This is a genomic window from Amycolatopsis sp. NBC_01488, from assembly GCF_036227105.1.
GTDB lineage: Bacteria > Actinomycetota > Actinomycetes > Mycobacteriales > Pseudonocardiaceae > Amycolatopsis.
This window is the reverse complement of the sequence record NZ_CP109434.1, coordinates 6,951,209-6,975,174: the sequence shown is the minus strand read 5'-3', so window position 1 is coordinate 6,975,174 and position 23,966 is coordinate 6,951,209. Positions and strand designations below refer to the sequence as shown.

At 73.3% G+C, this 23,966-nt stretch carries 20 protein-coding genes; 11 read left to right on the top strand and 9 right to left on the bottom strand.

What is annotated here, in order from left to right; genetic code table 11:
- Positions 1-99: 99 nt before the first annotated feature.
- The gene (locus OG738_RS33150) at positions 100-1,227 is read left to right on the top strand and encodes an acyltransferase family protein (RefSeq protein WP_329046976.1); all 1,128 of its coding nucleotides are present in this window, start codon (positions 100-102) and stop codon (positions 1,225-1,227) included.
- A gap of 19 nt (positions 1,228-1,246) precedes the next feature.
- Positions 1,247-2,446 (top strand): cysteine desulfurase-like protein, encoded by a 1,200-nt coding sequence (locus OG738_RS33145; protein ID WP_329046974.1) that lies wholly within the window; start codon positions 1,247-1,249, stop codon positions 2,444-2,446.
- Positions 2,447-2,678: 232 nt separating this feature from the next.
- On the opposite strand, the gene OG738_RS33140 is transcribed toward OG738_RS33145, so the two are convergent.
- Together OG738_RS33140 and OG738_RS33135 are read right to left on the bottom strand one after the other, a co-directional pair.
- The gene (locus OG738_RS33140; RefSeq protein WP_329046972.1) at positions 2,679-4,319 is read right to left on the bottom strand and encodes a PucR family transcriptional regulator; all 1,641 of its coding nucleotides are present in this window, start codon (positions 4,317-4,319) and stop codon (positions 2,679-2,681) included.
- Between the two features lie 88 nt (positions 4,320-4,407).
- Positions 4,408-8,016, bottom strand: a complete 3,609-nt coding sequence (locus OG738_RS33135) for a discoidin domain-containing protein (RefSeq protein ID WP_329046970.1) — start codon at positions 8,014-8,016, stop codon at positions 4,408-4,410.
- Between the two features lie 194 nt (positions 8,017-8,210).
- Between OG738_RS33135 and OG738_RS33130 the strand changes: the two genes are divergently transcribed.
- A complete protein-coding gene (locus tag OG738_RS33130) occupies positions 8,211-8,453 on the top strand; it encodes a hypothetical protein (protein ID WP_329046968.1) in 243 nt (80 codons plus the stop codon).
- A 106-nt stretch (positions 8,454-8,559) separates the two neighbouring features.
- Here the strand turns inward: OG738_RS33130 and OG738_RS33125 are convergent, their stop codons facing one another.
- Positions 8,560-9,429, bottom strand: a complete 870-nt coding sequence (locus OG738_RS33125; RefSeq protein WP_329046966.1) for a MerR family transcriptional regulator — start codon at positions 9,427-9,429, stop codon at positions 8,560-8,562.
- A gap of 380 nt (positions 9,430-9,809) precedes the next feature.
- Between OG738_RS33125 and OG738_RS33120 the strand changes: the two genes are divergently transcribed.
- On the top strand, positions 9,810-10,190 hold the full coding sequence (locus OG738_RS33120) for an STAS domain-containing protein (protein ID WP_329046964.1): 381 nt from the start codon (positions 9,810-9,812) through the stop codon (positions 10,188-10,190).
- Between the two features lie 26 nt (positions 10,191-10,216).
- On the opposite strand, the gene OG738_RS33115 is transcribed toward OG738_RS33120, so the two are convergent.
- Positions 10,217-10,489, bottom strand: coding sequence for a hypothetical protein (locus OG738_RS33115; RefSeq protein ID WP_329046961.1), 273 nt, complete (start codon positions 10,487-10,489; stop codon positions 10,217-10,219).
- Positions 10,490-10,824: 335 nt separating this feature from the next.
- Between OG738_RS33115 and OG738_RS33110 the strand changes: the two genes are divergently transcribed.
- The 5 genes from OG738_RS33110 to glgC all read left to right on the top strand — a co-directional run bounded on the left by OG738_RS33110 (position 10,825) and on the right by glgC (position 18,154).
- Positions 10,825-12,345 carry a hypothetical protein gene (locus OG738_RS33110; RefSeq protein WP_329046959.1) on the top strand — a complete coding sequence of 507 codons (1,521 nt, stop codon included), beginning with the start codon at positions 10,825-10,827 and terminating at the stop codon, positions 12,343-12,345.
- A complete protein-coding gene (locus OG738_RS33105; RefSeq protein WP_329046957.1) occupies positions 12,342-13,850 on the top strand; it encodes a hypothetical protein in 1,509 nt (502 codons plus the stop codon). The genes OG738_RS33110 and OG738_RS33105 overlap by 4 nt, the downstream gene beginning before the upstream one ends.
- Positions 13,851-13,853: 3 nt before the next feature.
- A complete protein-coding gene (locus OG738_RS33100) occupies positions 13,854-15,692 on the top strand; it encodes a glycosyltransferase (protein ID WP_329046955.1) in 1,839 nt (612 codons plus the stop codon).
- Between the two features lie 93 nt (positions 15,693-15,785).
- Positions 15,786-16,940 (top strand): glycogen synthase, encoded by a 1,155-nt coding sequence (gene glgA / locus OG738_RS33095; protein ID WP_329046952.1) that lies wholly within the window; start codon positions 15,786-15,788, stop codon positions 16,938-16,940.
- Positions 16,937-18,154 carry a glucose-1-phosphate adenylyltransferase gene (gene glgC / locus OG738_RS33090; protein ID WP_329046951.1) on the top strand — a complete coding sequence of 406 codons (1,218 nt, stop codon included), beginning with the start codon at positions 16,937-16,939 and terminating at the stop codon, positions 18,152-18,154. Before glgA ends, glgC begins: the two co-directional genes overlap by 4 nt.
- A gap of 12 nt (positions 18,155-18,166) precedes the next feature.
- Here the strand turns inward: glgC and OG738_RS33085 are convergent, their stop codons facing one another.
- Together OG738_RS33085 and OG738_RS33080 are read right to left on the bottom strand one after the other, a co-directional pair.
- Positions 18,167-18,298 (bottom strand): hypothetical protein, encoded by a 132-nt coding sequence (locus OG738_RS33085; RefSeq protein ID WP_329046949.1) that lies wholly within the window; start codon positions 18,296-18,298, stop codon positions 18,167-18,169.
- A gap of 79 nt (positions 18,299-18,377) precedes the next feature.
- Positions 18,378-18,548 (bottom strand): hypothetical protein, encoded by a 171-nt coding sequence (locus OG738_RS33080; RefSeq protein WP_329046947.1) that lies wholly within the window; start codon positions 18,546-18,548, stop codon positions 18,378-18,380.
- 386 nt (positions 18,549-18,934) lie between these two features.
- On the opposite strand from OG738_RS33080, the gene OG738_RS33075 reads away from it, so the two are divergent.
- Positions 18,935-19,972, top strand: coding sequence for an NADPH:quinone reductase (locus OG738_RS33075; RefSeq protein WP_329046945.1), 1,038 nt, complete (start codon positions 18,935-18,937; stop codon positions 19,970-19,972).
- Here OG738_RS33075 and OG738_RS33070 read toward each other — a convergent pair.
- Together OG738_RS33070 and OG738_RS33065 are read right to left on the bottom strand one after the other, a co-directional pair.
- Positions 19,956-20,786: an NAD(P)-dependent oxidoreductase gene (locus OG738_RS33070; RefSeq protein WP_329046943.1), complete on the bottom strand. Its 831-nt coding sequence runs from the start codon at positions 20,784-20,786 to the stop codon at positions 19,956-19,958. The two genes, OG738_RS33075 and OG738_RS33070, sit on opposite strands and share 17 nt — an antisense overlap.
- A gap of 103 nt (positions 20,787-20,889) precedes the next feature.
- Positions 20,890-21,849 carry an alpha/beta hydrolase gene (locus tag OG738_RS33065; protein WP_329046941.1) on the bottom strand — a complete coding sequence of 320 codons (960 nt, stop codon included), beginning with the start codon at positions 21,847-21,849 and terminating at the stop codon, positions 20,890-20,892.
- Positions 21,850-21,953: 104 nt separating this feature from the next.
- On the opposite strand from OG738_RS33065, the gene OG738_RS33060 reads away from it, so the two are divergent.
- Positions 21,954-22,976 carry a helix-turn-helix domain-containing protein gene (locus OG738_RS33060; protein WP_329046939.1) on the top strand — a complete coding sequence of 341 codons (1,023 nt, stop codon included), beginning with the start codon at positions 21,954-21,956 and terminating at the stop codon, positions 22,974-22,976.
- On the opposite strand, the gene OG738_RS33055 is transcribed toward OG738_RS33060, so the two are convergent.
- Positions 22,969-23,928 (bottom strand): TIGR01777 family oxidoreductase, encoded by a 960-nt coding sequence (locus OG738_RS33055; RefSeq protein ID WP_329046936.1) that lies wholly within the window; start codon positions 23,926-23,928, stop codon positions 22,969-22,971. The genes OG738_RS33060 and OG738_RS33055 overlap by 8 nt on opposite strands.
- Positions 23,929-23,966: the final 38 nt, after the last annotated feature.

Below are 23,966 nucleotides of genomic sequence, written 5' to 3'. Positions count from 1 at the left end.
AAACCCCCGACCCCGACCCCGAACTCCGCCTCCGAACTCGCGGATCCTTTCCACCGTTCGGCCCAGGCACGAAGACCGGATGGGCTAACATCGCCCACCGTGCCGATCTCGTCAAAGATTCACGCCAACCCCAACATCGGCTTCGCGTGGCTGAGGATGATCGGCGCGATCACCGTCATCGTCGACCACAGCATGCCCCTGCTGCACCCGCAGCGGCTGACGATCTTCCCCGCGTCCTGGCACATGTCGCCGGGCTACATCGCGCTGATGGCGTTCTTCGCGATGAGCGGCTACCAGATCCAGGACAGCTGGGCGCGCGACCCGTCGTGGTGGCGGTTCTCCGCGCGGCGCCTGCTGCGGATCATGCCCCCGCTCGTCGTGGTGCTGCTGGTGACCGTGTTCGTGATCGGCCCGCTGGTGACGACGTCGCCGGACTACTGGACGAACCTGCAGACGTGGCGCTACCTGGTCGGCACGACGGTGCTGTTCTACATGCAGCACGTGCTGCCCGGCGTGTTCACCGGGAACCCGTACCCGTGGTCGGTGAACGGCGCGATCTGGACGCTGCCGATGGAGCTGCTCGGCTACGGGCTGGTCCTCGTCGTCGGCCTGGTCGTGCTGGCGGGAGCCCCGCGCTGGGTCCTGGCCCTCGTCCTCGGCGGCATGGTCTACACCGACAGCGTGCTGCACGCGACGTTCGAGTACCACGGCGCGGGCGGCTCGCTGCTGGTCGTCCCGATCGGGTCGACCGTGTCGTTCCTGGTGCCGTTCGTGCTCGGCATGGTGCTGCACGCCTACCGCGACCGGATTCCGCTCCGGCCGTGGGCGGCGGTCGTCCTCTTCGCGGCCTACCTCGCGCTGAGCCAGACGCCGGCGAGCCGGTACCTGCTGGCGGTCAGCGCGGCCTACGGCGCGATCACGCTCGCGACGCACTGGCCCCGGCGGCTCGAGGCCGGCGGGCCGCACGTCTACGGCAGCTACGGCACCTACATCTGGGGCTTCCCGATCCAGCAGCTGCTGATCCTCGCCGGCGTGCGGCAGGTGTGGCTGCTGATCCTGCTGGCCGTGCCGGCCGCCTACGTCGTCGGCCGGCTGTCCTGGGACTACGTCGAAAAGCCGACGCAGCGGCTGCGCCGTCACCTGCGGCCCCCGGCGCCGGTGCGCCGTCCGGTGGCCGCGCCGCCACAGCTGCCCGTCACGGCCGCCGCGCCGGTCCGCAGGTCCTGAACCCTGGCACGCTGACACCATGAGCTACGACGTGCGGACGATCCGCCGGCACTTCCCCCACCTCGCCGCCGCGCACTTCGACGGACCGGGCGGGTCGCAGGTCCCCGACGTCGTCGGGGCGGCGGTGGCCGGCACGCTGTGCTCCGGGATCGCCAACCGCGGCGTCGTCACGGCCGCCGAGCGGCGGGCGAGCGCGGTGGTCACCGAGGCGCGGCAGGCCGTCGCCGACCTGCTCGCCGCCGACCCCGCCGGGGTCGTGTTCGGGCGCAGCATGACGCAGCTGACCTACGACTTCTCCCGCACGCTCGCGAAGACCTGGGTGCCGGGCGACGAGGTCGTCGTCACCCGGCTCGACCACGACGCGAACATCCGGCCGTGGGTCCATGCCGCGGAAGCCGCGGGCGCGACGGTGCGCTGGGCGGCCTTCGACCCGGCGACCGGGCTGCTGGCGCCCTCGGCGGTGACCGGGCTGCTGTCCCCGCGCACCCGGCTCGTGGCGGTGACCGCGGCGTCGAACCTGCTGGGGACCCGGCCGGACATCCCGGCGATCGCGGCGGCGGTGCACGACGCGGGCGCGCTGCTGTACGTCGACGGCGTGCACCTGACCCCGCACGCCCCGGTCGACGTCACGGCGCTGGGGGCCGACTTCTACGCGTGCTCGCCGTACAAGTTCCTCGGCCCGCACCTCGGCGTTCTCGCGGCGGCGCCGTCGTTGCTCGAAACCCTGCGCCCGGACAAGCTCCTGCCCTCGACGGACGACGTGCCGGAGCGGTTCGAGCTGGGAACGCTGCCGTACGAGCTGCTGGCCGGGACGACGGCGGCGATCGACTTCCTCGCGGGCCTCGTCCCGGGTCCGGGCTCGCGTCGTTCGCGGCTGGTCGCGTCCCTGACCGCGCTTTCGGCCCACGAAGACGCTCTCCTGGCCCGGCTCGACGCCGGCTTGACCGCGCTCCCGGGCGTGACGCGGTACGGCGCGCCGGACCGGCACCGGACGCCGACGGTGCTGTTCTCGGTCGACGGGGTCGCGTCGCAGGCGGTGTACGAGCACCTGGGAGCACTGGGCGTCAACGCGCCGGCGGGCAGCTTCTACGCGATCGAGTGCTCGCGGCACCTCGGTCTCGGCGACACGGGTGCGGTGCGGGCGGGCATCGCGCCGTACACGACGGAGTCCGATGTGGACCAGCTGCTGGCCGGGGTGGCGTCGGTTCCCCGGGCGTGAGCGGCGTTCTCCGACCGGATTCCGACATTCGGACGCCGCCCTTGTGCGCGAAACGGCATCACCCGTGATCGGGCGGGCATCACGCGTGATCCAGCGGGCATCACGCGTGATCCAGCGGGCATCACGCGTGATCCAGCGGGCATCGCGCTGATACCTCCGGAATCACGGGTGATGCCCCGCTGATCACCCGTAATGCCCCTGGGCGCACGGGTGATGCCCGGTTCCGCACGGGTCAGGGGGCAGGTGGGGCCACCACGCGGAGCTGGAGCATGGCTGCGAAGCGGGCTTCCGGGTCCGTCATGTCGAAGCCGCCGACTTCGGCGAGGCGGCGCAGGCGGTACCGGAACGTGTTGGGGTGCACGTGGACCGCGGCCGAGGCGGCGATGACGTCGCCGAACGCGTCGAGCCAGGCTCGCAGCGTCTCGACCAGGTGGGCGTGGTGCTGCTCGTCGTAGTCGAGCAGGCGCGCGACCGGGCCGGTCGGCCGGTCGCCGCGCGCGGCGACCAGGTCCTGCAGCTCCAGCAGCAACGCCTCGACGTGCACGTCGGCCAGCAGCGCCACCCGGCGCCCCGCACCGCTGCCCGACCGCAGCACCCGCAACGCCCGGTCCGCGCTGGCCCGGGCCTCCGGCAGCTCGGCCGCGCTGCGCGCCACCGGCCCGATCCCGATCACCGCCCGGACGCGGTCGCCGACCCGGTCCAGGAAGTCCTTCGCGATCCGCAGGGCGCGCCGCTCGCCGTCGGCGTCGCGGGTCACCGGGACCAGCCCGTACGCGGTGTCGCCGACGAGCGCCGCCGCGCAACGCGGGTGCACCGCGCTCAGGTGCATCGCCAGGCCGTCGGCGAGGCGCTGGCGTTCGGTGGCGATTTCGGCGTCCTCGGCGCCGTTCTCGAGCACCGCCAGTGCCAGCACGACGACCGGCTGGTCGGCCAGGCCCAGCCGGCTCAGCGCCTCGCGCGCGGCCGCCCCGCCCTCCAACGCGGTGCTCAGCAGGTCCGCGCGCAGCCGCCGTTCGACGTCGGCCCCGGCCCGGACGCGCAGGAGGTGCAGCGCCACCAGCCGGGCCGCGTCGCGCAGCGCCTGCGTCCGGTCGGGCGTGAGCGGCTCGCGCACCGCGGCCCAGATCGAGCCGAGGATCTCGTCGCCGGCCCGGACCGCGACGGCGACGCGGGGAATCATGAACCCGTCGGGGCTTTCCGGCGGCCGGTTGACGTAGACCGGCTGGTCGCTGCGGTACAGCTCGCGGAACACCCCGCGGTCGGCCAGCATCCGGGAGAACCGCTCGGGCACCTGCCGCCCGAGGATCGTCTCGACACGCGACGGGTCGGCTTCGTCCTGCCGCCCCGAAAACGCCAGCACGCGGGAGCGGCGGTCCTCGATGGTGACCGGCGCGTCGATCAGTGCCCCGATCGCGTTGGCCACGGCGAACAGGTCGCCCGAGGGCAGCCCGGCCAGCATCTCGGGCCCGGCGTCCCCGACGTCGCCCTCGGCCAGCAGCGACCGCAGCATCGCGGCGAGCTGGGCCCACGACGCGCCACGGGCGAGGCTCAGCAGCGCGACGCCGGTCTCCTCGACGGCGGCCGTGATCGCCGCGGTCACCGTGACCGGGGCGCGCACCACGAGCCCGGCCGCGTCGTGGCGGGCCAGGGCCCGCAGCTGGCGCACCACCTCGTCCGGCTCGGCGAGGCCGACGCCGAGCACCAGCGCGTGCTGCGGGAGCGCCGGCTCGTCGAGTGGGTCGTGGATGGCCACGCCGCCGATGCCGCCGGGGCGGTCGGCGTCCCCGAGGACGAGGTCCAGGAGCGTGCCGCCCAGGTCGTCGAGGACGCGGCCGAGGCTGGCGTGCGGGCGCAGGTTCACCGAAACGAGCACCTCCCGAAGCTAGGCGCGACGCCGTCAGCCTAGTTCGTCGGAAGGCACGAAATCAGCACCCGGATTCGTCCGCACGCACCAATCCCGCCTACGACGTCAGTTTCGCCGCCACGTTGTAGGCCTCGACCTGCAGCCGGGCGCCCGGCACGCGCCGCCGCGGCTCGACGCGGACCGTGCGGCTCTCCCCCGGCAGCAGCCAGAAGTAGTTGTCGCCGTAGCGGGTCGGCAGGACGCGGTCGGTGCCGTTGCGCTCGCGCAGCGACAGCCGGATCATCGCCGCGACCGTCGTGCCGTCGTTGCGGACCGTCGCGGTGTAGGCGTCGCCGTCGGCCTTCACCGAGGACGTGAGCCGCGCGCCCGGGAGCTGGTTGAGCGCGCGCATCGCGGTGTCGGTGCGGTAGCGCCAATACGTGTTCTCCGACAGCACCGCACCGCGCGCGTCGGTCAGCGTGAGCCGCAGCAGGTGCAGGTCCGGGTGGGCAGCGTCGAACGGCACCGTGAACGCCGTCGCGCCGGAGTTCGCGGCAACGTCGAGCTTCTGCTGCCGTGCGGGCGCGAGGCTCGCGCCGGCCAAGGAGAACAGTCCCGCGGTGACCGTCACCCCGCTCAACGCGGCCGGCGTGTGGTTGACCACCCGGACCTGCCACGTCGTCAGGTCGGCCTGCACGTGCCGGGCCTCGCAGCCCTTGCGCGCGCCGTAGTAGCTGCCGTTGACGTCGAGGTCGTAGTCGTAGGTCTGCCAGACCGTGCTGTGCCACGCCGGGTGCGACATCCACAGCAGCACACCGGTGGCGTCGGTCCACAGCTTCGTGTTCCACGCCTCGAAGATCGCGCGCATGCTCTCGTAGTTGACGAACTGCGCCTTGCGGCAGAACTCCGCCAGGCTCGTCGACGGCGCGAGCCGCGCGTCGATCGCCGCGAGGTAGCTCTGCGGCGACTGGTTGCCGACCGTCGACCAGTCGTGCAGGAACCACGGCGCGCCGATCGGCCAGCCCGGGTCGTCCTCGCCCACCAGGTTGCGCATGCTCTCGACGACCGACACCGTCGGCAGCCCGATCTCGCTCCAGAACCCGTACTTGCCGCCGGTCGCCTCCCCCGTGAAGTACCGCTTCGGGTCCTGCCAGTAGTAGGGCCCGTCGCCGGTGATCACGCCGCCCGCCGAGTTGCCCTGGTAGAGCAGGTCGGTGTGGTCGTGGACGATCTCGCGCAGCGCGTTGTCGATGACCGCCGGGGGCGTGCCTTCGTTGCAGCCGAACCAGACCGTCGCGCACGCGTGGTGGCGGTAGCGCAGCACGGTGTCCTTCGCCTGCGCGAGGAAGATGTCGTGGTTGGCCGGGTCGGTCGACCAGCCGTCCCAGAACTCGTTCCACAGCAGGATGCCGTACTTGTCGCAGGCGTCGAACAGCTCCTGCCGGTAGGACGAGCCGACCCAGTTGCGGATCAGCGTGAAGTTCATGTCGCGGTGCATCGCGACGACGGCGTCCGCCCGCTCGGCGGGCATCCGGCGCAGCAGCTCGTCCCAGCCCCAGCTGCCACCGCGGGCGAACACCTTGACGCCGTTGACGAGGAAGGTCAGCGGCTTCGGGCTGTTGTCCACCGACGCGGCGGCGGTCCAGGTGTCACCGTCCTGCGACACCTGGATTTCGAACGTCGCCGCGTAGGCGGTCTCCCAGGTCAGGACGACGCGGTCGAACGCCGTCGCGGCGCCGAGGTCGACCTGCAGCCACTGGTTGTCGTCGTAGGCCGACGTCCAGCGGGTGTTCGGGTCGCCGTCGAAGGCGCGTTCGGGCGGGTTGCCGTCGGCGACCGAAAGCGAACTGGACGGCTTGCCCTGCGCGAGGTCCGTCCCCGGCGCCTTGCTGTCGACGATGGACATCGTCCAGAGCGAAAAGCCCCAGCCGGTCGCGCGCTTGAGCCCTTGCATCCGGACGTACCGGGCGTTCTGCGGGGCGAGATCGACGGTCTGGGTGGCGCGGCCGTCGGAGATCACGATCGGCTGGTCGTACTGGTAGCCGATCTGGCGCAAGCCGATCTTCGTCGTCCTCCGGTCGCTGATCGAGGCGCCGATCGCGGCGGTGAGCGTCAGGTCGTAGAGGTTCGGGTCGCCGTAGCCGTTGGGCCACCACAGCTTCGGGCTCTTCACCTGCTGCGCCGGGAACGCGACGTCGGCGGTCTGCCCGGCCGGGACGGTGACCGTGCTGGAGATGTTCACCGGCCCGAAGGCGGCGGTGACCTTGACGCGCTGGGCCGTCGCGGCGGCGTTGCGCACCGGCACGGTGAACGTCACGACGGCGGTGCCCGCGTCCGGCACCTTCGTGTCGACGCGGACGTCGCCGAGCACAGCGGCGCCGGTCGAGCGGAGGCGGACGTGGTCCCAGATGCCGGACGCGCGGTCGCGGACCGCGGGCATCCAGTCCCAGCCGGACACCGCGAGGTAGGTCGGCGAGTTGTCGAACATCGTGCCACCCGCGTCGACCCAGGAGCTGCCGTTGGCGCCCTTGTCGCCCGGGCTGCCGGGCTTGGGCATCGGCGAGATCCGCACGGCGAGGGCCTGGTCGCCGGACCGGTGGAGGGCGGCGGTGACGTCGTAGGCGCCGCGACCGAACGGGTGGCTCTGGGTGCCGATTTCGGCTCCGTTGAGCCAGATCCGCGCTTCGTGGTTGACGCCGTCGAACTCGAGCCAGACGTGCCGGCCCGCCGAGGTGTCGAGCCCGCGCGGGAGCGCGAAGCGGCGGCGGTACCACCAGGCGTGCCGGGAAAGCGCTTCCGGGACGTGCAGGGTGTTCAGGCCGGAGACCGGGTCCGGCAGCCGGCCCTGCTCGACCAGCGACGCGAGCACCGTGCCCGGGACGGTCGCCGGGAGCCAGCCGCGGGTGTCCACGGCCGATCCGGAGAGCGCGGCGCCGTCGCCGGTCGGCGCCCAGTCGTCCATCGTGAGGACCCAGCCGGATTCGAGCGGCACGGTCCCGTCGGCCGCGACGGCGAGCGCGGGCGGGTCGTCGTGCGGGCGGACCGGGAAGCTCGTCCAGCCGTGCACCGCCGGGCGGTCGCGCGGGCCGGTGCCGAACACCTGGAAGCCGTTGAGGCCCAAGGGGTTCGTCGTCGAACGGCTCGACGCGGTGAACCGGACCCAGCGCGCGGTGACGGCCGTGAGCGGGATCGTCACGACGCCGCCGGTGCCGGTGTCGGTGTGGTGGACGGTGCGCCAGGCCTTGCCGTCGCCCGAGACGTCGAGGTCGAACGCCGTCGCGTAGCTGGACTGGATCTCGAAGCCGCTGGTGTGGCTGCGGGACGCGGCGGCGTCGAAGGCCGGGTCACCAGGCTGCGCCTCGAAGGTCAGCACGACCGAGTCGATCCGGCACGTCCCCTGCAGGTCGACGACGATCCACTGGCCGTCGCCGGGCGTGGCACGCCAGCCGGAGCCCTTGACGCCGACCTGCGCGAGGCCGTCGACGGCGAACTCGGCCGGGGTGGCGGCGTAGTCGGTCGAGGACACCTGGACCGGCCGGAACAGGGCCAGGTCGGTCTTCGGCGCCGGGGAGTCGGCGACGGCGGGCGCCGCGGACGCGACGCCGGGCAGGATGGCCGCGAAGCCGAAACCGGCCAGCAGCCCGGTCCCGGCGGCCAGGACGTGCCGCCGCGAGACGGCGGCCTCCGCGGGCTCGGCATCCGGGGTGATGGCGTACTCGTCCGCCATGCGAACTCCGATCGGGAGCGGGTGACAACGTTGCCAGGAAGCTTCCGCCGCGCGCGCCGGAAGCGTCAAGAAGACAAGGAGGACAAGAATTAGGAATAATGACATCGATGTCGGCGGCTGGCTCACCGTGCCCCGCTCAGCGGTGCCGGTTACGGTTGCAACGACTGCGCAACGAAACAAGTGGGGAGGTCCGCATGGTCCAGGTCGAACGCACCCTCACGGTGCGCACGCCGGTCGAGCGCGTCGCGGAGTACCTCGCGGACTTCGCGCACACGAAGGACCGGTTTCGGGTTCTCGGCGGACGCGAAACCCTCCGCGCGCAGGCCCGCGATTCCCGACGGGTGACAACTCCGCGTGCGGCCCGGCCCCAGGCCTCGGGTCCACCGCGCAGCGCGTCCGCCACCACCGACGAACGCAGGCCCGGCCCGCCGCGCTGAACGGCGGACCCGAAACTGTCCGTGCGCGGGCCCACAGCACACGCGCGCCCTCCACCATCGGCGACAACTCCGTGCGCTCGCCGCCCAAATCGCGCGCCGCGCTTCCCTAAGCTCCGGCGTGCTCCACGGCCAGCTCGACCGCCGAGGCCAGGTCGTTCACCCGGGCGAAGCCGCGGTCGCCGAGGTGGTGCCAGCCCGGGCCGGCCGTGCCCACCGGGCGGCCGAGGTCGCGGACGCGGGCGGCGAGGAGGTCGTCCGCCGTCGGGGGTGCCAGGGACCACAGCAGCACCAGCACCGGGTCCAGGCGGGCCGCGAGGTCGGCGACCGTCTCGGCCGGGACCAGCTGGCCGGCGTACGCGACCGGGACCCCCGCCTCGGCCAGCGTCGCGCGCAGGGCCTCCATCGGCAGGGAGTGGCGCTCGGCCGGGCAGCAGGCCAGCAGCACCGGCCGGCCGGGGACGGCCGCCGGGAAGCGGCGGCTGAACCGCTCGAACGCCAGCGAGATCTCCGTCGTCAGCGCCCATTCCGAGGCGAAGCAGACGTCGCCGCGTTGCCAGCGGTCGCCCAGGCCGCGCAGGACCGGGGCCAGCACGTCGGTCCACGCGGCGGCCGGGCCGAGGGTTTCGAGGGTCTCGTCGAGCAGCCCGGCGACCGACGCCGACCGCAGCTCCTCGGCGGCGTCCTCGAGCTCGCGGACCCGGCGAGAGGCGGACACTTCGGGCGGGCCGGCCCGCGAGCTCCCGAAGGCCGCGGCGGCGGCCTCCCGCACCGGCATCCCCCGCCCGACGAGCCGCTGCATGTGCTGCAGCCGCCGGACGTCGGCGTCGGAGTAGCGGCGGTGCCGCCCGGCGCCGGCCGCGGACGGGCCGATCCCGTACCGCGCGCTCCAGCTGCGCAGGGTCACCGGCGAGACGCCGAGCAGCCCGGCCACCTTGCCCGGCGCCCACGCACCCGTCTCGGCGTTCGTCGGTTCCACCGTTCCCCTTCGCGTCGCTGGCCGCAGCTTAGCGACGGACGGCCCACCTGACCGGCGGGGACACGGTGACCAGGCCCGGGGCGAAGATCGGCGGGCCGGTCGCGGCCATCGCCCCACGACGAGCCGACGGCCGGACCATGCGAGCGAAGGGCGCCACCGGGAACGCGGCGGCGGGGCGTCGGCCTGCCGCGTCAGCCCGATCGGGACGGCCGTCGGGGGTGGCAACCCGGCACGGCCGGCCACGCCGGGGAAGGAATTCAAGCTATCCCCGCGCGCAACGCTTGCGCATCGCTACCCCTCGGATGCCGCAGCGATCCACCCAACCGGGGCGAGTAATCTCGCGCCGCGCCGGGTACTTCGGGCGGGCAGAAGGGACTCCGATGACCGAATTCCGCACCCAGCCGCGCTTCGCGACGACGACCGACGCCGGGGTGGTGACCGTCCACTGCGCGGGCGACCTCGACCTGGCCACCACGGCCCGGCTCCGGGACACCCTGCTGAGCCCGTTCCGCGGCGGTGCGACCGCCGTCGTCGCCGACCTCACCGCGACGACCTTCTGCGACTCGACCGTCTTCAGCGTCCTGGTCGAGTCCTACCGCGAAGCCCTCGCGCACGACATCCCGTACGCCATCGCAGCGGCCAGGGTCGCGGTCGCGCGGCCGCTCGCGATCCTCGGCCTGGACCGGGTGCTGCCGGTGCACCTCGAGATCGCCGAAGCACGCGCGGCTGTCACCGGGGAGCCCGCCGGCCGCGTGTCCTGACGGCCGCGATCGCCGCAGCCGGACGGTTAGCCCGGAAAGTCCGGGTGGAGTACGTCTTCCAGCACGGCGCGGTGGGTGCGCCGCAGCTCCGCCCCGGTGACGGCCCAGCCGAGCGCCGTCACGACGGCGAGCAGCCCGGCGAGGGCGATCGGTTCCGGCGGCACCAGCGCCCCTCGCTGCGCCACCGCCGCCACCGCCGGCACCACCCCGAAGGCGGTCACCCCGCCCGGAACCCACCACGGCAACGCGACCCCGGCGTGGCCAAGGCTCGTCTCCAGGCAGGCCCGGATCGGGCTCACGATCGACAGCGTGGGAAGTGCGCGGGGTGGGCGCATCCCGCACCGGGAGGAGTTTGCGGTTCACGCGGATTTCATCGGCGCAGGGTCCGTCCATTGTGGGGGCTCACCACCGAACGCCGGCACCGGGCGCGAAGTCCCACCGCAGCACGGTGAGAGCGGTCCGCGCACACTGCGGGCCCACACCGGTCATGCCACCATCGGGTGATGTCACAAGGGGCCGACGGACCTAACCGTGCCGTAGCACGGCGGTAATGAACCGTCACTACGGTCCCCGGGCTATGTCGGTCGGACAGATGGCGGAATCGGCGCCGATGGCGCCTCCGCGGGGTGGGCGAGTGCTTCCGGAAACGAACGCCGAGCGGGCGAACGCGCGGGACCGGTGGCTGCCCGTCTTCGGGGCGGTGCTGGGCGCCGCGGTCTTCCTGGTGGTGCGCGGCAGCCTCACCGACGACGGCTACATCACCCTCGCCTACGCGAAGAACCTCGCCGTGCACGGCGAATGGGGCATCATCCCCGGGTCGCCCGCGAACTCCGCGACGTCGCCGCTGAACGTCCTGCTCCTCGCCGCGCTGACCCTCGTGACGCGGGTGGCGGGCGATCCGCACCCGGTCGTGGCGCTCGGGATCCTGACGGTCCTGTGCGGCGGCGCGCTCGGCTGGGCCTGGCAGCGCATCGGGCGGAAGCTGGCGCTGCCGCCCGCGGCCGGGGTGCTCGGCGTCGCGCTGGTGCTGCTCAATCCGTTCGTGCTGTCGGCCATCGGTCTCGAAGTCCTGTTGATCCCCGCTGTCTTGCTGGTGCTCACGGTCTTCGCGCTCGAAGGCCGGCCGATCCGGTTCGGCGTGACCGCCGGGCTCGCCGTCCTCACCCGGCTCGACCTCGTGGTCTTCGTGGTGGTGATCGCGGTGAGCGCGCCCGCGATCCGCCACCGGCTGCTGCCCGCCGTGGGGTGCGCGGTGCTGACGGCCGCGCCGTGGTTCGTCGTGAGCTGGGTCGCGTTCGGCTCGTTCGTGCCCGACACGCTGGCGATCAAGCAGACGCAGGTGGGGCTGTTCGCGCCGTGGACCTACACCACGGGGCCGGTGATGTACTACCTCGGCTACCCGGTCACCGTGCTGGTGGCGTTCGTGCCGGCGCTGCTCGGCGTGGTCGCGCTCACCGCGTGGGCCGCGGCGCGGTTCGCCGTGCGCTGGCCGGACTTCCCCGCGCTCGGCCCGGTGGCGGCGCTGGGCGCCGGCGGGGTCCTCTACTTCGTCGCGTACTCGTTCCTCGGCGTCGGCCCGTTCCATTGGTACTACGTGGCTCCGACGACCACGGTGGGCACCTTCGCCGTCGCCGCCTTCGGCACCTGGTTCGGCCAGGCGCGGGAACGGCCGGCACTGCGCACCGGTCCCCCGCTGCTGGCACTCGGGCTCACCGGGGTGCTGGTGCTGAGCGCCGGGGCCGTCGACGCCGCGCAAGGCCTGCCGTGGAAGTCGCCGGTCATCTTCGGGAACTGGGCCAGCGCACAGGATTACGCGCGGGTCGGCGCGGCGCTGGGCGCGCGGCTCGACGGCGCCAGCGTGGCCAGTCCCGGCGAGATCGGCACCCTCGCCTACTACTGCGAGTGCGCCATCATCGACGAGTTCTCCGATCGCGGCCACGCGAAGGAACTGGTCGAGCAGCGGATCGCGACGGCCAACCCGGTGATGAGCCTCGCGCTGCGGGTGAACTACCACTGGCTGGACCGCTCGATCACCCCGCGCAAACCGGACTACCGGCTGCTGTACGCCTCGGGCCCGGCGACCGGGCCGGACAGCTGGCAGGTGTACTCCGCGGCCAAGGGCGTCGGCCACTTCAGCCTCACGCGCGAACCGTGACCGTGGCGCAGCGGCGGGAGCCCGCCGCCGGGATCGTGGCCCCGGAGTCCCGGCCGCGGCGCTGGGTGCTGCCCGGCGTCGTGGCCGCGGCGTCCGCGCTGGTCTTCGCGGTGGTGCGCCCGCACCTCGTCGACGACACGTTCATCACGCTGGCCTACGCGCGCAACCTCGCCTTCCACGGGCACTGGGGGCTGATCGCGGCGGAGACGTCGAACACCGCGACGTCGCCGCTGAACGTCCTGCTCCTCGCTGCCCTGACCCTGGTCCTGCGTGACGCGGTCCTGGCCGCCGGCGCGCTGTTCGTCCTCTGCCAGGTCGCGCTGGTCCTCGCGCTGCGCCGGGCCGGCGACCGGGCCGGGCTGCCGGCGTGGTTCGCGCCGGCGGCCATCGCCCTGCTCACGGTGAACCCCCTGCTGCTGTCGTCGATCGGGCTCGAGGTCGAGCTCGGCGCGGCCGGCGTCGCCTGGCTCTTGGTGTGCGCAGCCGAGCGGCGGCCGGTCGCCGCCGGTGTCCTGACCGGGTTGCTCGCGCTCGTCCGCCCGGACCTGGTCGTGGTCGCGCTGGTGGTCTTCGTGTTGCGGCGCCGGTTCTGGGAGAAGGCGTGGCAGTCGGTGCTCGCCGCGGTGGCGGTCGCGCTCCCCTGGTTCGCCTTCAGCTGGGTGGTGCTCGGGTCGGCGGTGCCGGACACGGTGATCATCAAGACCCTGCAGAAGTCCTGGGGACAGTGGGACTTCGGCAACGGTCCCGGGCTCTACGCGGAGGTCTTCCCGTGGGCGACGGTCGCGTCCTTCCTCCCGGTCGCGCTCGCCCTGGCCGCCTTCGCGCTCTGTCTGGTGGACGCGGCCCGGGGAGGTCCGGTGTGGGCCCGGGTGCGGCCGTTCGCCCCGCTGGTCCCCGCGGGGATCGCGCACTACCTGGCCTACACGCGGCTGCATGTGCCGCCGTACCACTGGTACTACGGGCCGAGCCTCGTCGCCGCGACGCTCTTCCTCGCGGCCGCCGCGGCCGCCGCGGTACGCGTGCCGAGCCGGGTGGCGGCCGCCGCCGCGGTCGCGGGCGTCCTGGTGATCAGCGTCGGCGGCTACGCGTCCGGCGGCCTGCCGCGGCGGTTCGCGCCGCTGATGTCCAACCACGACGCGACCGCGGACTACGAGCGGATCGGCCCGGAGCTGGGCCGGCTGGTCGGCGGCGGCACCGTGCGCAGCGGCGGCGAGATCGGCGTGCTGGCCTACAGCTGCGGCTGCGCGATCGTCGACCTCTTCGACGACCGCGGCGCCGTCGGGCCGGCCATCGCCGAGCGGAAGGCCCGGCTGGGTGCGCTCGGCCGGGCCGCGGTCGACCTGAACTTCCGGTTCTTCGACTTCGGCGTCCGGCCGATCGTCACCGACTTCGCGCTGGTGCGCGGCGACCCGCCACCCGGCGCGCTGCGCAGGTGGACGCTGACGTCGCCGTGGGCCGGCACCCAGCAGCTGTATCTCGTCCGGGGCAACGGAAGCGGAGCTTGAAGCATGACCGACCTCATCGCTCAGCGCGGCCTGTACGCGGGTCCGGCGCCGATCGTCAGCAAGGACCTCTACGCCGAAATCCACCGCGGTTCGGCGATCCGGGACCGGGGCTCGCTCCGGCTGGACCCCGGCACGAAGGTGTCGGGCAACACGTACTTCGGCCGGTTCCCGGCCAGCTACTGGCAGCGCTGGACGACGGTGACCGAGGTGTCGGTCGAGGCCGTGGTCACCGGCACCGGTCTGCTGTCGATGGGCGCCTCCGACGTCGAGGGTGAGCCGCGGGTGGTGGCCGCCGAGCAGGTCGCCGACGCCAAACAGCTCAAGGTGACGCTGACGGCGAAGCTGGACAAGTTCTACGACGGCGGCGCGCTCTGGCTGGACCTGGAGACCGAGGGCGGCCAGACGCTGCGGGTGGAGCAGGTCCGCTGGACCGTCGAAGCACCGGAGAAGATCCGCCCGACCGCGGTGACGATCTGCACGATGAACCGCGCCGACGACTGCCTGAAGAACCTGCAAGCCCTCGCCGCGGACGTCTCGTCGCTGGAGACCCTGGACGCGATCTACGTCGCCGACCAGGGCACCGACCTGGTCGAGTCCCGTGACGGGTTCGAGCAGGTCGCCAAGGACCTCGCGGACAAGCTGCACTACATCAAGCAGCCCAACCTCGGCGGCGCCGGCGGGTTCACCCGGGGCCTGTTCGAGGTGGCCGGGCACACCGCGACCGAGCACGCGAACGTGCTGTTCATGGACGACGACGTGCTGCTCGAGCCGGACCTGGTGATCCGGATGACGGCGTTCTCCAACCGCGCCGCCAACCCGATCATCGTCGGCGGGCAGATGCTGAACCTGTTCCACCCCAACCAGCTGCACGTCGGCGCCGAGTACGCCCGGCTCAACACCCTCGAGCCCGGCCAGCCGGTCGAGCATTCGCTGTCCACCGCGGACCTGCTCGGCGTGGACGAGGAGACCCTGAAGCCGAACCGTCAGGAGCGGCGGCTGGACGCCGGGTACAACGGCTGGTGGTCCTGCCTGATCCCCTATGAGGTCGTGCAGGCCACCGGCTACCCGATGCCGTTCTTCTTCCAGTGGGACGACGCGGAGTACTCCTACCGGGCCCGCGCGCACGGCTTCCCGACCGTGACGCTGCCGGGGGCGGGGGTGTGGCACGCGGACTTCCACATGAAGGACTGGGACGAGTGGCACCGCTACTTCAACCTGCGCAACTCGATCATCACCGCCGCGCTGCACTCGCCGTTCAACCTCAACCTGCTCTCCCGGGTCCTGCTCGCCCAGCTCGTGCGCTACCTGCTCGGTATGCAGTACGGGCTGTCGGCGACGCTGATCAAAGCCGTCGAGGACTTCCTCGAAGGCCCGCAGATCCTGCGTGACGGCGGTGTCGAGGCGATGCAGGAGATCCGCCGCATCCGCGACCAGTACCCCGAGACCAAGCGCCACAAGGCCACCGACGTCCCCGGCATCGCGTCCAACGACATCGGCATCATCAACAGCGCGCCGCCGCCGAGCCGGACCCTCGTCGTCCTCCTCAAGCGGCTGCTCGACCAGACCACCGGGCGCCACCGGTTCGGCCTGGGCGCGGTGCCGGCCGACGAGGCCCACTGGTGGCACACGTCGCTGTTCTCGACGGTGCTCGTGACAGACGCGAACCAGGAAGGCGTCCGCGTCCGGTCCTACGACCGCGCGAAGGTCGTGGACCTGGCCAAACGCGGCGTCCGGGTGATCCAGCGGCTGCGCAAGGAGGGCGCCGCGGTGCAGGAGCGATACCAGCGCGCCGTGCCGGAGCTGACCTCGCGCGAGAACTGGACCCGGCTCTACGGGCTCTGATCTTGCCGCTCATCTGAGCGGTGACCCAAAACTCCGAAGATTCCCCTGGACGCCAGACTGCGCCACCGGCCGCGGAGGCCATAGGGTTTCGGCATGAAGGTCGGCCTGCTCACCCGGGAATACCCGCCGGAGGTCTACGGCGGCGCCGGAGTGCACGTGGAGTTCCTCGCCCGGGAGTTGCGACCGCTGGTCGACCTCGACGTGCACTGCTGGGGCGCGGATCGCCCCGACGCCACCGGGCACACCGATCCCCACGGCTACCGCCAGCCCGCGTTCACGACCATGGACATCGCGGTGTCGATGGCGAACGCCCTCGAAGGCCACGACCTCGCGCACAGCCACACCTGGTACGCGAACCTCGCCGGGCACCTGGCGAAGCTGACGCACGGCATCCCGCACGTCGTCACCGCGCACTCGCTGGAGCCGCTGCGGCCGTGGAAGGCCGAACAGCTCGGCGGCGGCTACCGCGTTTCGTCGTGGATCGAGCGCGAGGCCTACGAGGCCGCGGACGCGATCGTCGCGGTCAGCGGTGGCATGCGCCGCGACGTCCTGGCCGCGTACCCGGCGGTGCCGCCCGAGCGCGTGCACGTGATCCACAACGGCATCGACACCGCGCTGTACCGCCCCGACCCCGGCACCGAAGCGCTGGCGAAGCACGGCATCGACCCCGACCGGCCGTACGTGCTGTTCGTCGGCCGGATCACCCGCCAGAAGGGCGTCCCGCACCTGGTGCGCGCGGGCGCGTCGCTCGACCCCGGCGTCCAGCTGGTGCTGTGCGCGGGCGGCGCGGACACCCCCGAGCTCGACGCCGAGTTCCGCGGGCTGGTCGCCGACCTCGAGAAGACGCGCACCGGCGTCCGGTGGATCCCGGAGATGCTGCCCCGGAACGAGGTCGTGCAGCTGCTGACCCACGCCGCGGTGTTCGCGTGCCCGTCGGTCTACGAGCCGCTCGGCATCGTCAACCTGGAGGCGATGGCCTGCGGCACCCCCGTGGTGGCCAGCGACGTCGGCGGCATCCCCGAGGTCGTCGACGACGGCCGGACCGGGCTGCTGGTGCACTACGACGACCAGGACGCGCAAGGGTTCGAGGCGGGCTTGGCCGCCGCGCTGAACGAGGTGGTGGGCGCCCCGGACCGGGCGGCCGCGATGGGTACCGCCGGCCGCGAGCGCGCGGTCGGCGAGTTCGGCTGGAAGGCGATCGCCGAGCGGACGGTCGCCCTCTACGAAGCGTGCGGGAGGTCGTCGTGAACACTGGAGCCGACGTGCTGGGCATCGTGCTCGCGGGCGGCGAGGGCAAGCGGCTGATGCCGCTGACCGCCGACCGCGCGAAACCGGCCGTGCCCTTCGGGGGCGTGCACCGGCTGGTCGACTTCGTGCTGTCGAACCTGGTGCACGGCGGGTTCCGGCGGCTGTGCGTGCTGACGCAGTACAAGTCGCACTCGCTCGACCGGCACATCTCGACGACGTGGCGCCTCTCGTCGCTGACCGGCGAGTACGTCACGCCGGTGCCGGCGCAGCAGCGGCTGGGCCCGCGCTGGTACCAGGGCAGCGCCGACGCCATCCACCAGAGCCTCAACCTGGTCTACGACGAGGATCCCGAGTACATCGCGGTGTTCGGCGCGGACAACATCTACCGGATGGACCCCCGGCAGATGCTGGAGTCCCACATCTCCTCGGGCGCCGGGGTCACCGTCGCCGGGATCCGCGTCCCGCGGGCGGAGGCGAGCTCGTTCGGCGTCATCCGGACCACCGACGGGCTGATGATCGACGCGTTCATGGAGAAACCCGACGACCCGCCGGGCCTGCCGGACTCCCCCGAGGAGTCGTACGTGTCGATGGGCAACTACCTCTTCACGACGAAGGTGATGCTGGAAGCGCTGCACGCGGACGCCGAGAACGCGGCGTCGCACCACGACATGGGCCGCGACATCATCCCGGCGCTGGTGAAGTCGGGGGAAGCGGCGGTGTACGACTTCAACGGCAACGTGGTGCCCGGCGAAACCGAGCGCGACCACGGCTACTGGCGCGACGTCGGGACCATCGACAGCTACTACGACGCGCACACGGATCTGATCTCGACGCACCCGATCTTCAACCTCTACAACCGGAAGTGGCCGATCCTGGCCCACCCGGGCCAGCGCGCGGCGGCGAAGTTCGTCGAGGGCGGCTCGGCGAACCAGTCGATCGTCAGCAACGGCTGCATCATCTCGGGCGCGCAGGTCGTGGACTCGGTGCTCTCGCCGGACGTGATCGTGGAGCAGGGCGCGGTGGTGCAGGGCTCGGTGCTGCTGGACGGGGCGCGCGTGGGCCGCGGCGCGGTGGTGCGGAAGGCGATCCTCGACAAGAACGTCGTCGTGCCGCCGGGGGCCCACATCGGCGTCGACCTGGCCCGCGACCGCGGGCACTACCACGTCAGCGAGGGCGGGATCGTCGTGCTCGGCAAGGGGGAACGGGCGATCTGAGGCGGGCGGCCGTCAGGAGCGGGCGGCCGCCGAGAGGCGCTCGACCACCTGGCGCGGGTCGATGCCCCAGCGCTCGGCCAGCTCCGAGATGGTGGCGCCCGCCGCGTACTCGGCGGCGATCATGCTGTTCACGACGCCTGCCACGTTCCACTCCTCAACCGCAGATGCACGTGCAGCGGACATGCTACATGTCCACTGCGGACGTCGAACAAAGTGCCACAGATCAGCGGTGGCGGTCGCGGGCCGCCCACCCGCACGCGATCGCCGCCGCCAGGAACAGCGCCGCGAGGGCGGCCGCCCACACCACGTCCATCGCGGCCGCGAGGTAGGCCTGCGCCGCCGACACCACCGCGTAGGTCACGGCCAGGCCGCGCCACGCCCGCCCCTCGCGCACCGGCTTCCCTCCCTTGCCACGCCGATCGCGATTCAGCGCCCCGTTTTCTCCGGCTCCCCCGGCGGATTGTTCGTAGTGGCCCGCGCGCGCGTGGCGCTGAACACCGCGTCGAAGATCGGCGTCGGTTCCCCGTCGTCGCGCTTCGGCCGCTCGTCCCCCGGACCGCGCTTTTCCTCTCCCACGCGCCCAGTTTCTGCGACGGCGGCCGATTTCGCGCGGGCAACACCGAAAATCGCCCGGCCGGGGGATCACCCGCGCGGGCGCGGATTTTCCCGCCGTTTTCGCTCCTCGGCGAATAAGCGGGCGGCACACGCTGCGGATTTCCCGCCACCTCATTTCCGGGGCCGCCGGGAATAACCCGGGGGTGCCGCGGGATTGCACCGGGCATGAAAGCAGTCGTCTACCGCCGCCACGGCGGACCCGAGGTGCTGTCGCTGTCGGAGCGGGCCGCCGCCGACCCGGGACCCGGCGAGGTCCGCGTCCGGATCGTCGTGTCCGCGGTCAACCCGACCGACTGGAAGGCCCGGCTCGGCCGCGGCGCCGAGGCCGGGACCGAAACGCCGGACACCGTCCCCAACCAGGACGGCGCGGGCGTCGTCGACGCGGTGGGCCCGGACGTCACCGGGTTCGCGCCCGGCGACCGCGTGTGGCTGATCCTCGCCGGCACCCACGGTCCCGCGGCCGGCACCGCGCAGGCGTACACCGTGCTTCCGGCCGCGCAGCTGGTCCGGCTGCCCGGCTCCGTGGGGTTCGACGAGGGCGCCGGGTTCGGCGTTCCCGGGCTGACCGCCCACCGGGCGCTGACGGTCGCCGAGGACGGGCCCGCGCGGCTGTCCCCCGGCGCGCTCGAAGGCCGGACGGTACTGGTCAGCGGCGGCGCCGGCGCGGTCGGCAACGCCACCATCCAGCTCGGCCGCTGGGCGGGCGCGACGGTGATCGCGACGGTCAGCAGCGACGAGAAGGCGGCCCTGGCCCGCGCGGCCGGCGCCCAGCACGTGCTGCGTTACCCGGACCCGGCGCTCGCCACCCGGATCCGCGAGGTCGCACCGGACGGCGTCGACCTGGTCGTGGAGGTCGCGGCCGGAGTCAACGCCGCGTTGCACACCGAGGTCCTGCGCCCGCGCGGCACGGTCGCGATCTACGGCGACGACCGCGGCACCGGCACCGTCAGCCTCGACTTCGGCGCGAACCTGTGGCTGAACGCGCGCTACCAGTTCCTGGTGCTCTACAGCGTCGGCGCGGACAAGCTGCGCGCCGGCGCCGAAGACGTCACGGCAGCCATGGCCGACGGCGCGCTGCGGCTCGGCGCGGACCGCGGCGTGCCGGTCCACCGCTTCCCCCTGGACGACACCGCGAAGGCCCACATCGCATCCGAGGAGGGGGTGACCGGCAAGGTGCTGATCGACGTCACTCCGGCGGAGTGACCAGCGCCTGAAGGAGGTCGCCGAGGGCGACGCCGTCGTCGTCGCGGTGGTCGCGCCAGCGTCCGAACAGCTCCCCGGCGGCGGTCACTAGGGCCGGGGACAGCCCGGTGTCGGCGCAGGTTTCCGCGATCTCGGCCATTTCCCCCTCCCAGCGCCAGGCCTTGGCCGCCGCGGCGGTGATCCCGTCGGGCGCGCCGAAGGGAGTGCCGGGCAGCACGTCGGCGGCGAGTTCGCGCAGCTCGCCGCCGACGCCGTGCCGCTGCGCGAGCGCGTGGGACTGCGCGGCGAGTGCGAAGGTGAGCTTGTTGTAGGCGGCGAAGGCGAGCTTCAGGGCGGACGCCTTGCCCACCGGACCTGCCAGCGCGACCGGGCGCAGGTGCGTGCCGTCGAACAGGCTCTCGAGCCGGGCCACGCCGCTGCCGGGCCCGGAGAGGTAGAGGCGCGTCGTGCCGGATGCCCGCGGCGGCGGGCCGACGATCCCGCCGTCCGCGACGGTCGCGTTCTCCAGGATCCGCTCGATCTCGGCGGCGTGGCGGGGACTGATCGCGTTGGCGTCGAGGTAGAGGCCGCCGAAGCCGGAGTCGGCGACGGCACGGGCGACGTCCAGCGCGGCGGCGGGCGGGCAGACGCTGAGAACGACGTCGCACCCGGTGAGGTCCCGGGCCTCGGTGAGCCCCGCGGCTTCGGCACGGCGGCGCGTCGCGGGCCCGCGCCCGGCGGGAAGCCAGGACACCGGGACGCCGCGGCCGGCGAGGACCGCTCCGACGGCGGCGCCCATCGCGCCGGGGTGCAGGAGACCGACGGTCGTGGTCACGGTGGCTCCTTTCGCGGGAGACACTCATGATCGCGCGACGGCGCCGGGTGGGCGAGCGGCCCGCTGAACTCCGCTGTGCCGGCCACTCGCCCCGAGCCGTGGCTCAGCCCGCGCTCACCCGCAGCCCGCGGCGCAGCGCCTCGACCTCGTCGGCGAACATGCGGCGCGAGATCTCCGCGGTCTCCACCATCCCGGAGCCGTGGAACGTGCCCGGGTAGTGCCGCAGCTCGGTCGCCACGCCCGCGTGCGCGAGCCGGCGCGCGTACTCGATCCCCTCGTCGCGCAACGGGTCGAACTGGCAGGTCGTCACGAACGCGGGCGGCAGGCCGGCCAGGTCCGCGGCTCGCGCCGGCGCGGCGTACGGCGAGACGTCGTCGCCGCCGGGTTCCGCGCCGAGGTAGCTGGTCCAGCTGAAGATCGCGTTCGGCCGGTTCCACAGCGGCGTGTCGGTGTACGCGCGCATCGACGGCGTGCCGAGGCGGTCGTCGAGCTCGGGGATGCCCAGGTACTGGAAGCTCAGCGCCGGGCCGCCGCGGTCACGGGCCAGCAGCGCCACCGCCGCCGCGAGGCCGCCGCCCGCGCTTTCGCCGCCCACGCCGAGCCGGGCCGGGTCGATGCCCAGCTCCGCCGCCTTCGCCTCGACCCACTGCAAAGCCGCGTAGCAGTCCTCGACCGGCGCCGGGAACGGGTGCTCGGGCGCCAGCCGGTAGTCCACCGACACGATCACGATGCCCAGCTCGTCGACCAGCCGGAGCAGCGACGCGTGGAACATGTCGAGGTCGCCGAGGACGAACCCGCCGCCGTGGAGGTAGAGCAGGCCGGGCACCGCGCCGGTGCGGTTCGCCGGCGAGTAGACGCGCACCGGGACGTCCGGCGCGTCCGACGGCCCGGGCACGGTCGTGTTCCGGACGTCGACGGGGGTCACCGGCTCGTAGGCCGGCAGGACCTCGCCCAGCTGCCCCATCGAGGAGCGCGCGGCGACCAGTGCGTCGTAGTCGGTCAGGGTCACGGCCGGGAGCATGTCCAGCCAGGGCAGCAGCTCGGGATCGATCGCGTAGGTCATCCCCCGATCTTCGGCCGCGCGGCACTCCCCCGGCCACCGCCACGCGGCGGGCGTTGCCGCGCCGGAGGTCGCCATCCGGCGGCGGGCGCGCCTATCGTGACGGCATGAAGGGGCTGCTGCTGCGGCTGTCCGGGCTCGACGCCGACGCCGAGAACGCCGTACGGGTGATCGGGTTCTTCGACCGCCTGATCACCGGGCGCGCCGGCCTGGATGCGCTGGTGCGCAGCACGGCCGAACTTGCCGGCTGCCGCGTCGGCGTGCACGCGCCCGGCCGGGGGCTGTCGCTGCGCGCGGATCCGGGCGAGGACGCCGTCACGCCCGGGACGGCGCCCGCGGGAGCGGCCGTCCGCCGGCTGGAGGGCGGTGTCGAGGCGTGGGTGGCCCGCGACGGCGCGCCGATCCCGCTCGACGACATGCTCCTGGAACGGTTCGCGATCGCCACCGCGGTCCTGCTGGACCAGGGCGCGGTGCCGCGGCCCGAGCTCGGCGACCCGGCGCTGGTCGAGCTGGTGCTGTCCGAGGACGCCGGCACGGCCGAGCGCTCGCGGGCGCTGCACCTGCTGGGCATCGCGCCCGGGGCGCGGTTGCGCGTGCTGGCGGGCACCGGCGTCAACGGTCTCGCGGGCCGGTCGGCGCAGCTGGGCGGGGTGCGCGCGGTCCTGGCGGCCGCGGTGCCCGGGCCGCTTCCGGACGGCGGCCGGGCGGGCATCGGCCCGGAGCTGCCCGCCATCGACGCGGCGCGCTCGTGGGCGGCCGCCCGGACGGCGCTGCGCTTCACCTCCGAAGCCGAACCGGTGGTGTGGTGGGACCGCCTCGGCAGTCTCGCGGCGCTCGCGGGCAAGCTCGGCGGCCCGGAGCTCGCCGAGCTGCCGGACGTCCGCGCGCTCGACCGGCTCGCCGCCGAAGCCCACGGCGCGGACACCCTGGCGGCGCTCGACGCGCTGTGCGCGACCGGCTCGGCCCGCAAGGCCGCGGCGGTGCTGCACCGCCACCACAGCACGATGCCGGCCCGCCTGGCCCGCGCCGAAGCCGTCCTCGGCTTCGAGATCGACTCCCCCGCCGGCCGGTTCCGGCTGCACCTCGCGCTGATGCTGAGGAGGCTGCGGGACAACAGCGAACTCAGCTGACCGTCCGCAATGGACGGTTCAGCAGGTCCCTCGCCGCGGCCGGCCACTCGGGATGGTCGAAGGCGAATCCGGCGTCCAGCAGCCGGCCCGGCACCACGCGGCGGCTCTTCAGCAGCAACTCCGTGTCGCTGCGCAGCACGAAGGCGCCGACCTCCGCCATCCACCTCGTGGCCGGGAGTCCGAACGGGACACCCGCCGCCGCGCGCAGGGAACGCAGGAAGTCCCGGTACGGCACCGGTTCCGGGGCCGCCAGGTTGACCGGCCCGCTCAGGTCGTCGCGCTCGACGAGGAAGTCGATCGCCCGGACCAGGTCGTCCTCGTGGATCCACGACAGGTACTGCGCGCCGCCCGCGACCGGACCGCCCAGGCCCAGCCGGGTGAGCCGCAGCAGCATCTCGAACGCGCCGCCGGGTTCCGGGCTCATCACCATCGCCGTCCGCAGCGCGACCTTGCGGGTGCGCGGGGTCGTCGCGACCTGCTGCTCGCGCTCCCACGCCCGGGCGAGATCAACGCTGTAGGCCCAGTACGCGGGCACGCCCGGCTCGGCACCGCCGAGGACGCCGGTGGCTTCGTCGTTCGGGGCGTCGAACCGGTGCGCGTAGATCGTCGCCGTGCTCATCTGCAGCCAGACCCGCGGCGGCCGCGTGGCGCGGGCGATCGCGCCGCCCACGACCCGCGCCGAATCGACGCGCGAGTTCCACATCTCCCGCAGGTTGGCCGGGGTGTAGCGGCAGCTCACCGAGCGGCCGGCCAGGTTCAGCACGACGTCGCTGCCGTCGATCTCGGCGGTCCACGGCCCCGCGGAACGCCCGTCCCAACGGACGTGGCGCACCCCCGGCTCCGGCAGGGCGTCGCGCCGGGTGAGCACGACGACCTCGTCCCCGCGTCCGGTCAGCCTGCGGCTCAGCACCCGCCCGAGATGCCCGGTGCCCCCGGGTATGACGACCTTCATGGAATCCCCCTTCATGGTCCGCCGACCACCGTACCGAA

Coding starts and splice junctions, on each gene's coding strand:
- OG738_RS33145 (WP_329046974.1), top strand. CDS start 1,247: ATGAGCTACGACGTGCGGACGATCCGCCGGCACTTCCCCCACCTCGCC.
- OG738_RS33135 (WP_329046970.1), bottom strand. CDS start 8,016: ATGGCGGACGAGTACGCCATCACCCCGGATGCCGAGCCCGCGGAGGCC.
- OG738_RS33130 (WP_329046968.1), top strand. CDS start 8,211: ATGGTCCAGGTCGAACGCACCCTCACGGTGCGCACGCCGGTCGAGCGC.
- OG738_RS33120 (WP_329046964.1), top strand. CDS start 9,810: ATGACCGAATTCCGCACCCAGCCGCGCTTCGCGACGACGACCGACGCC.
- OG738_RS33100 (WP_329046955.1), top strand. CDS start 13,854: ATGACCGACCTCATCGCTCAGCGCGGCCTGTACGCGGGTCCGGCGCCG.
- glgA (WP_329046952.1), top strand. CDS start 15,786: ATGAAGGTCGGCCTGCTCACCCGGGAATACCCGCCGGAGGTCTACGGC.
- OG738_RS33075 (WP_329046945.1), top strand. CDS start 18,935: ATGAAAGCAGTCGTCTACCGCCGCCACGGCGGACCCGAGGTGCTGTCG.
- OG738_RS33065 (WP_329046941.1), bottom strand. CDS start 21,849: ATGACCTACGCGATCGATCCCGAGCTGCTGCCCTGGCTGGACATGCTC.
- OG738_RS33060 (WP_329046939.1), top strand. CDS start 21,954: ATGAAGGGGCTGCTGCTGCGGCTGTCCGGGCTCGACGCCGACGCCGAG.
- OG738_RS33055 (WP_329046936.1), bottom strand. CDS start 23,928: ATGAAGGTCGTCATACCCGGGGGCACCGGGCATCTCGGGCGGGTGCTG.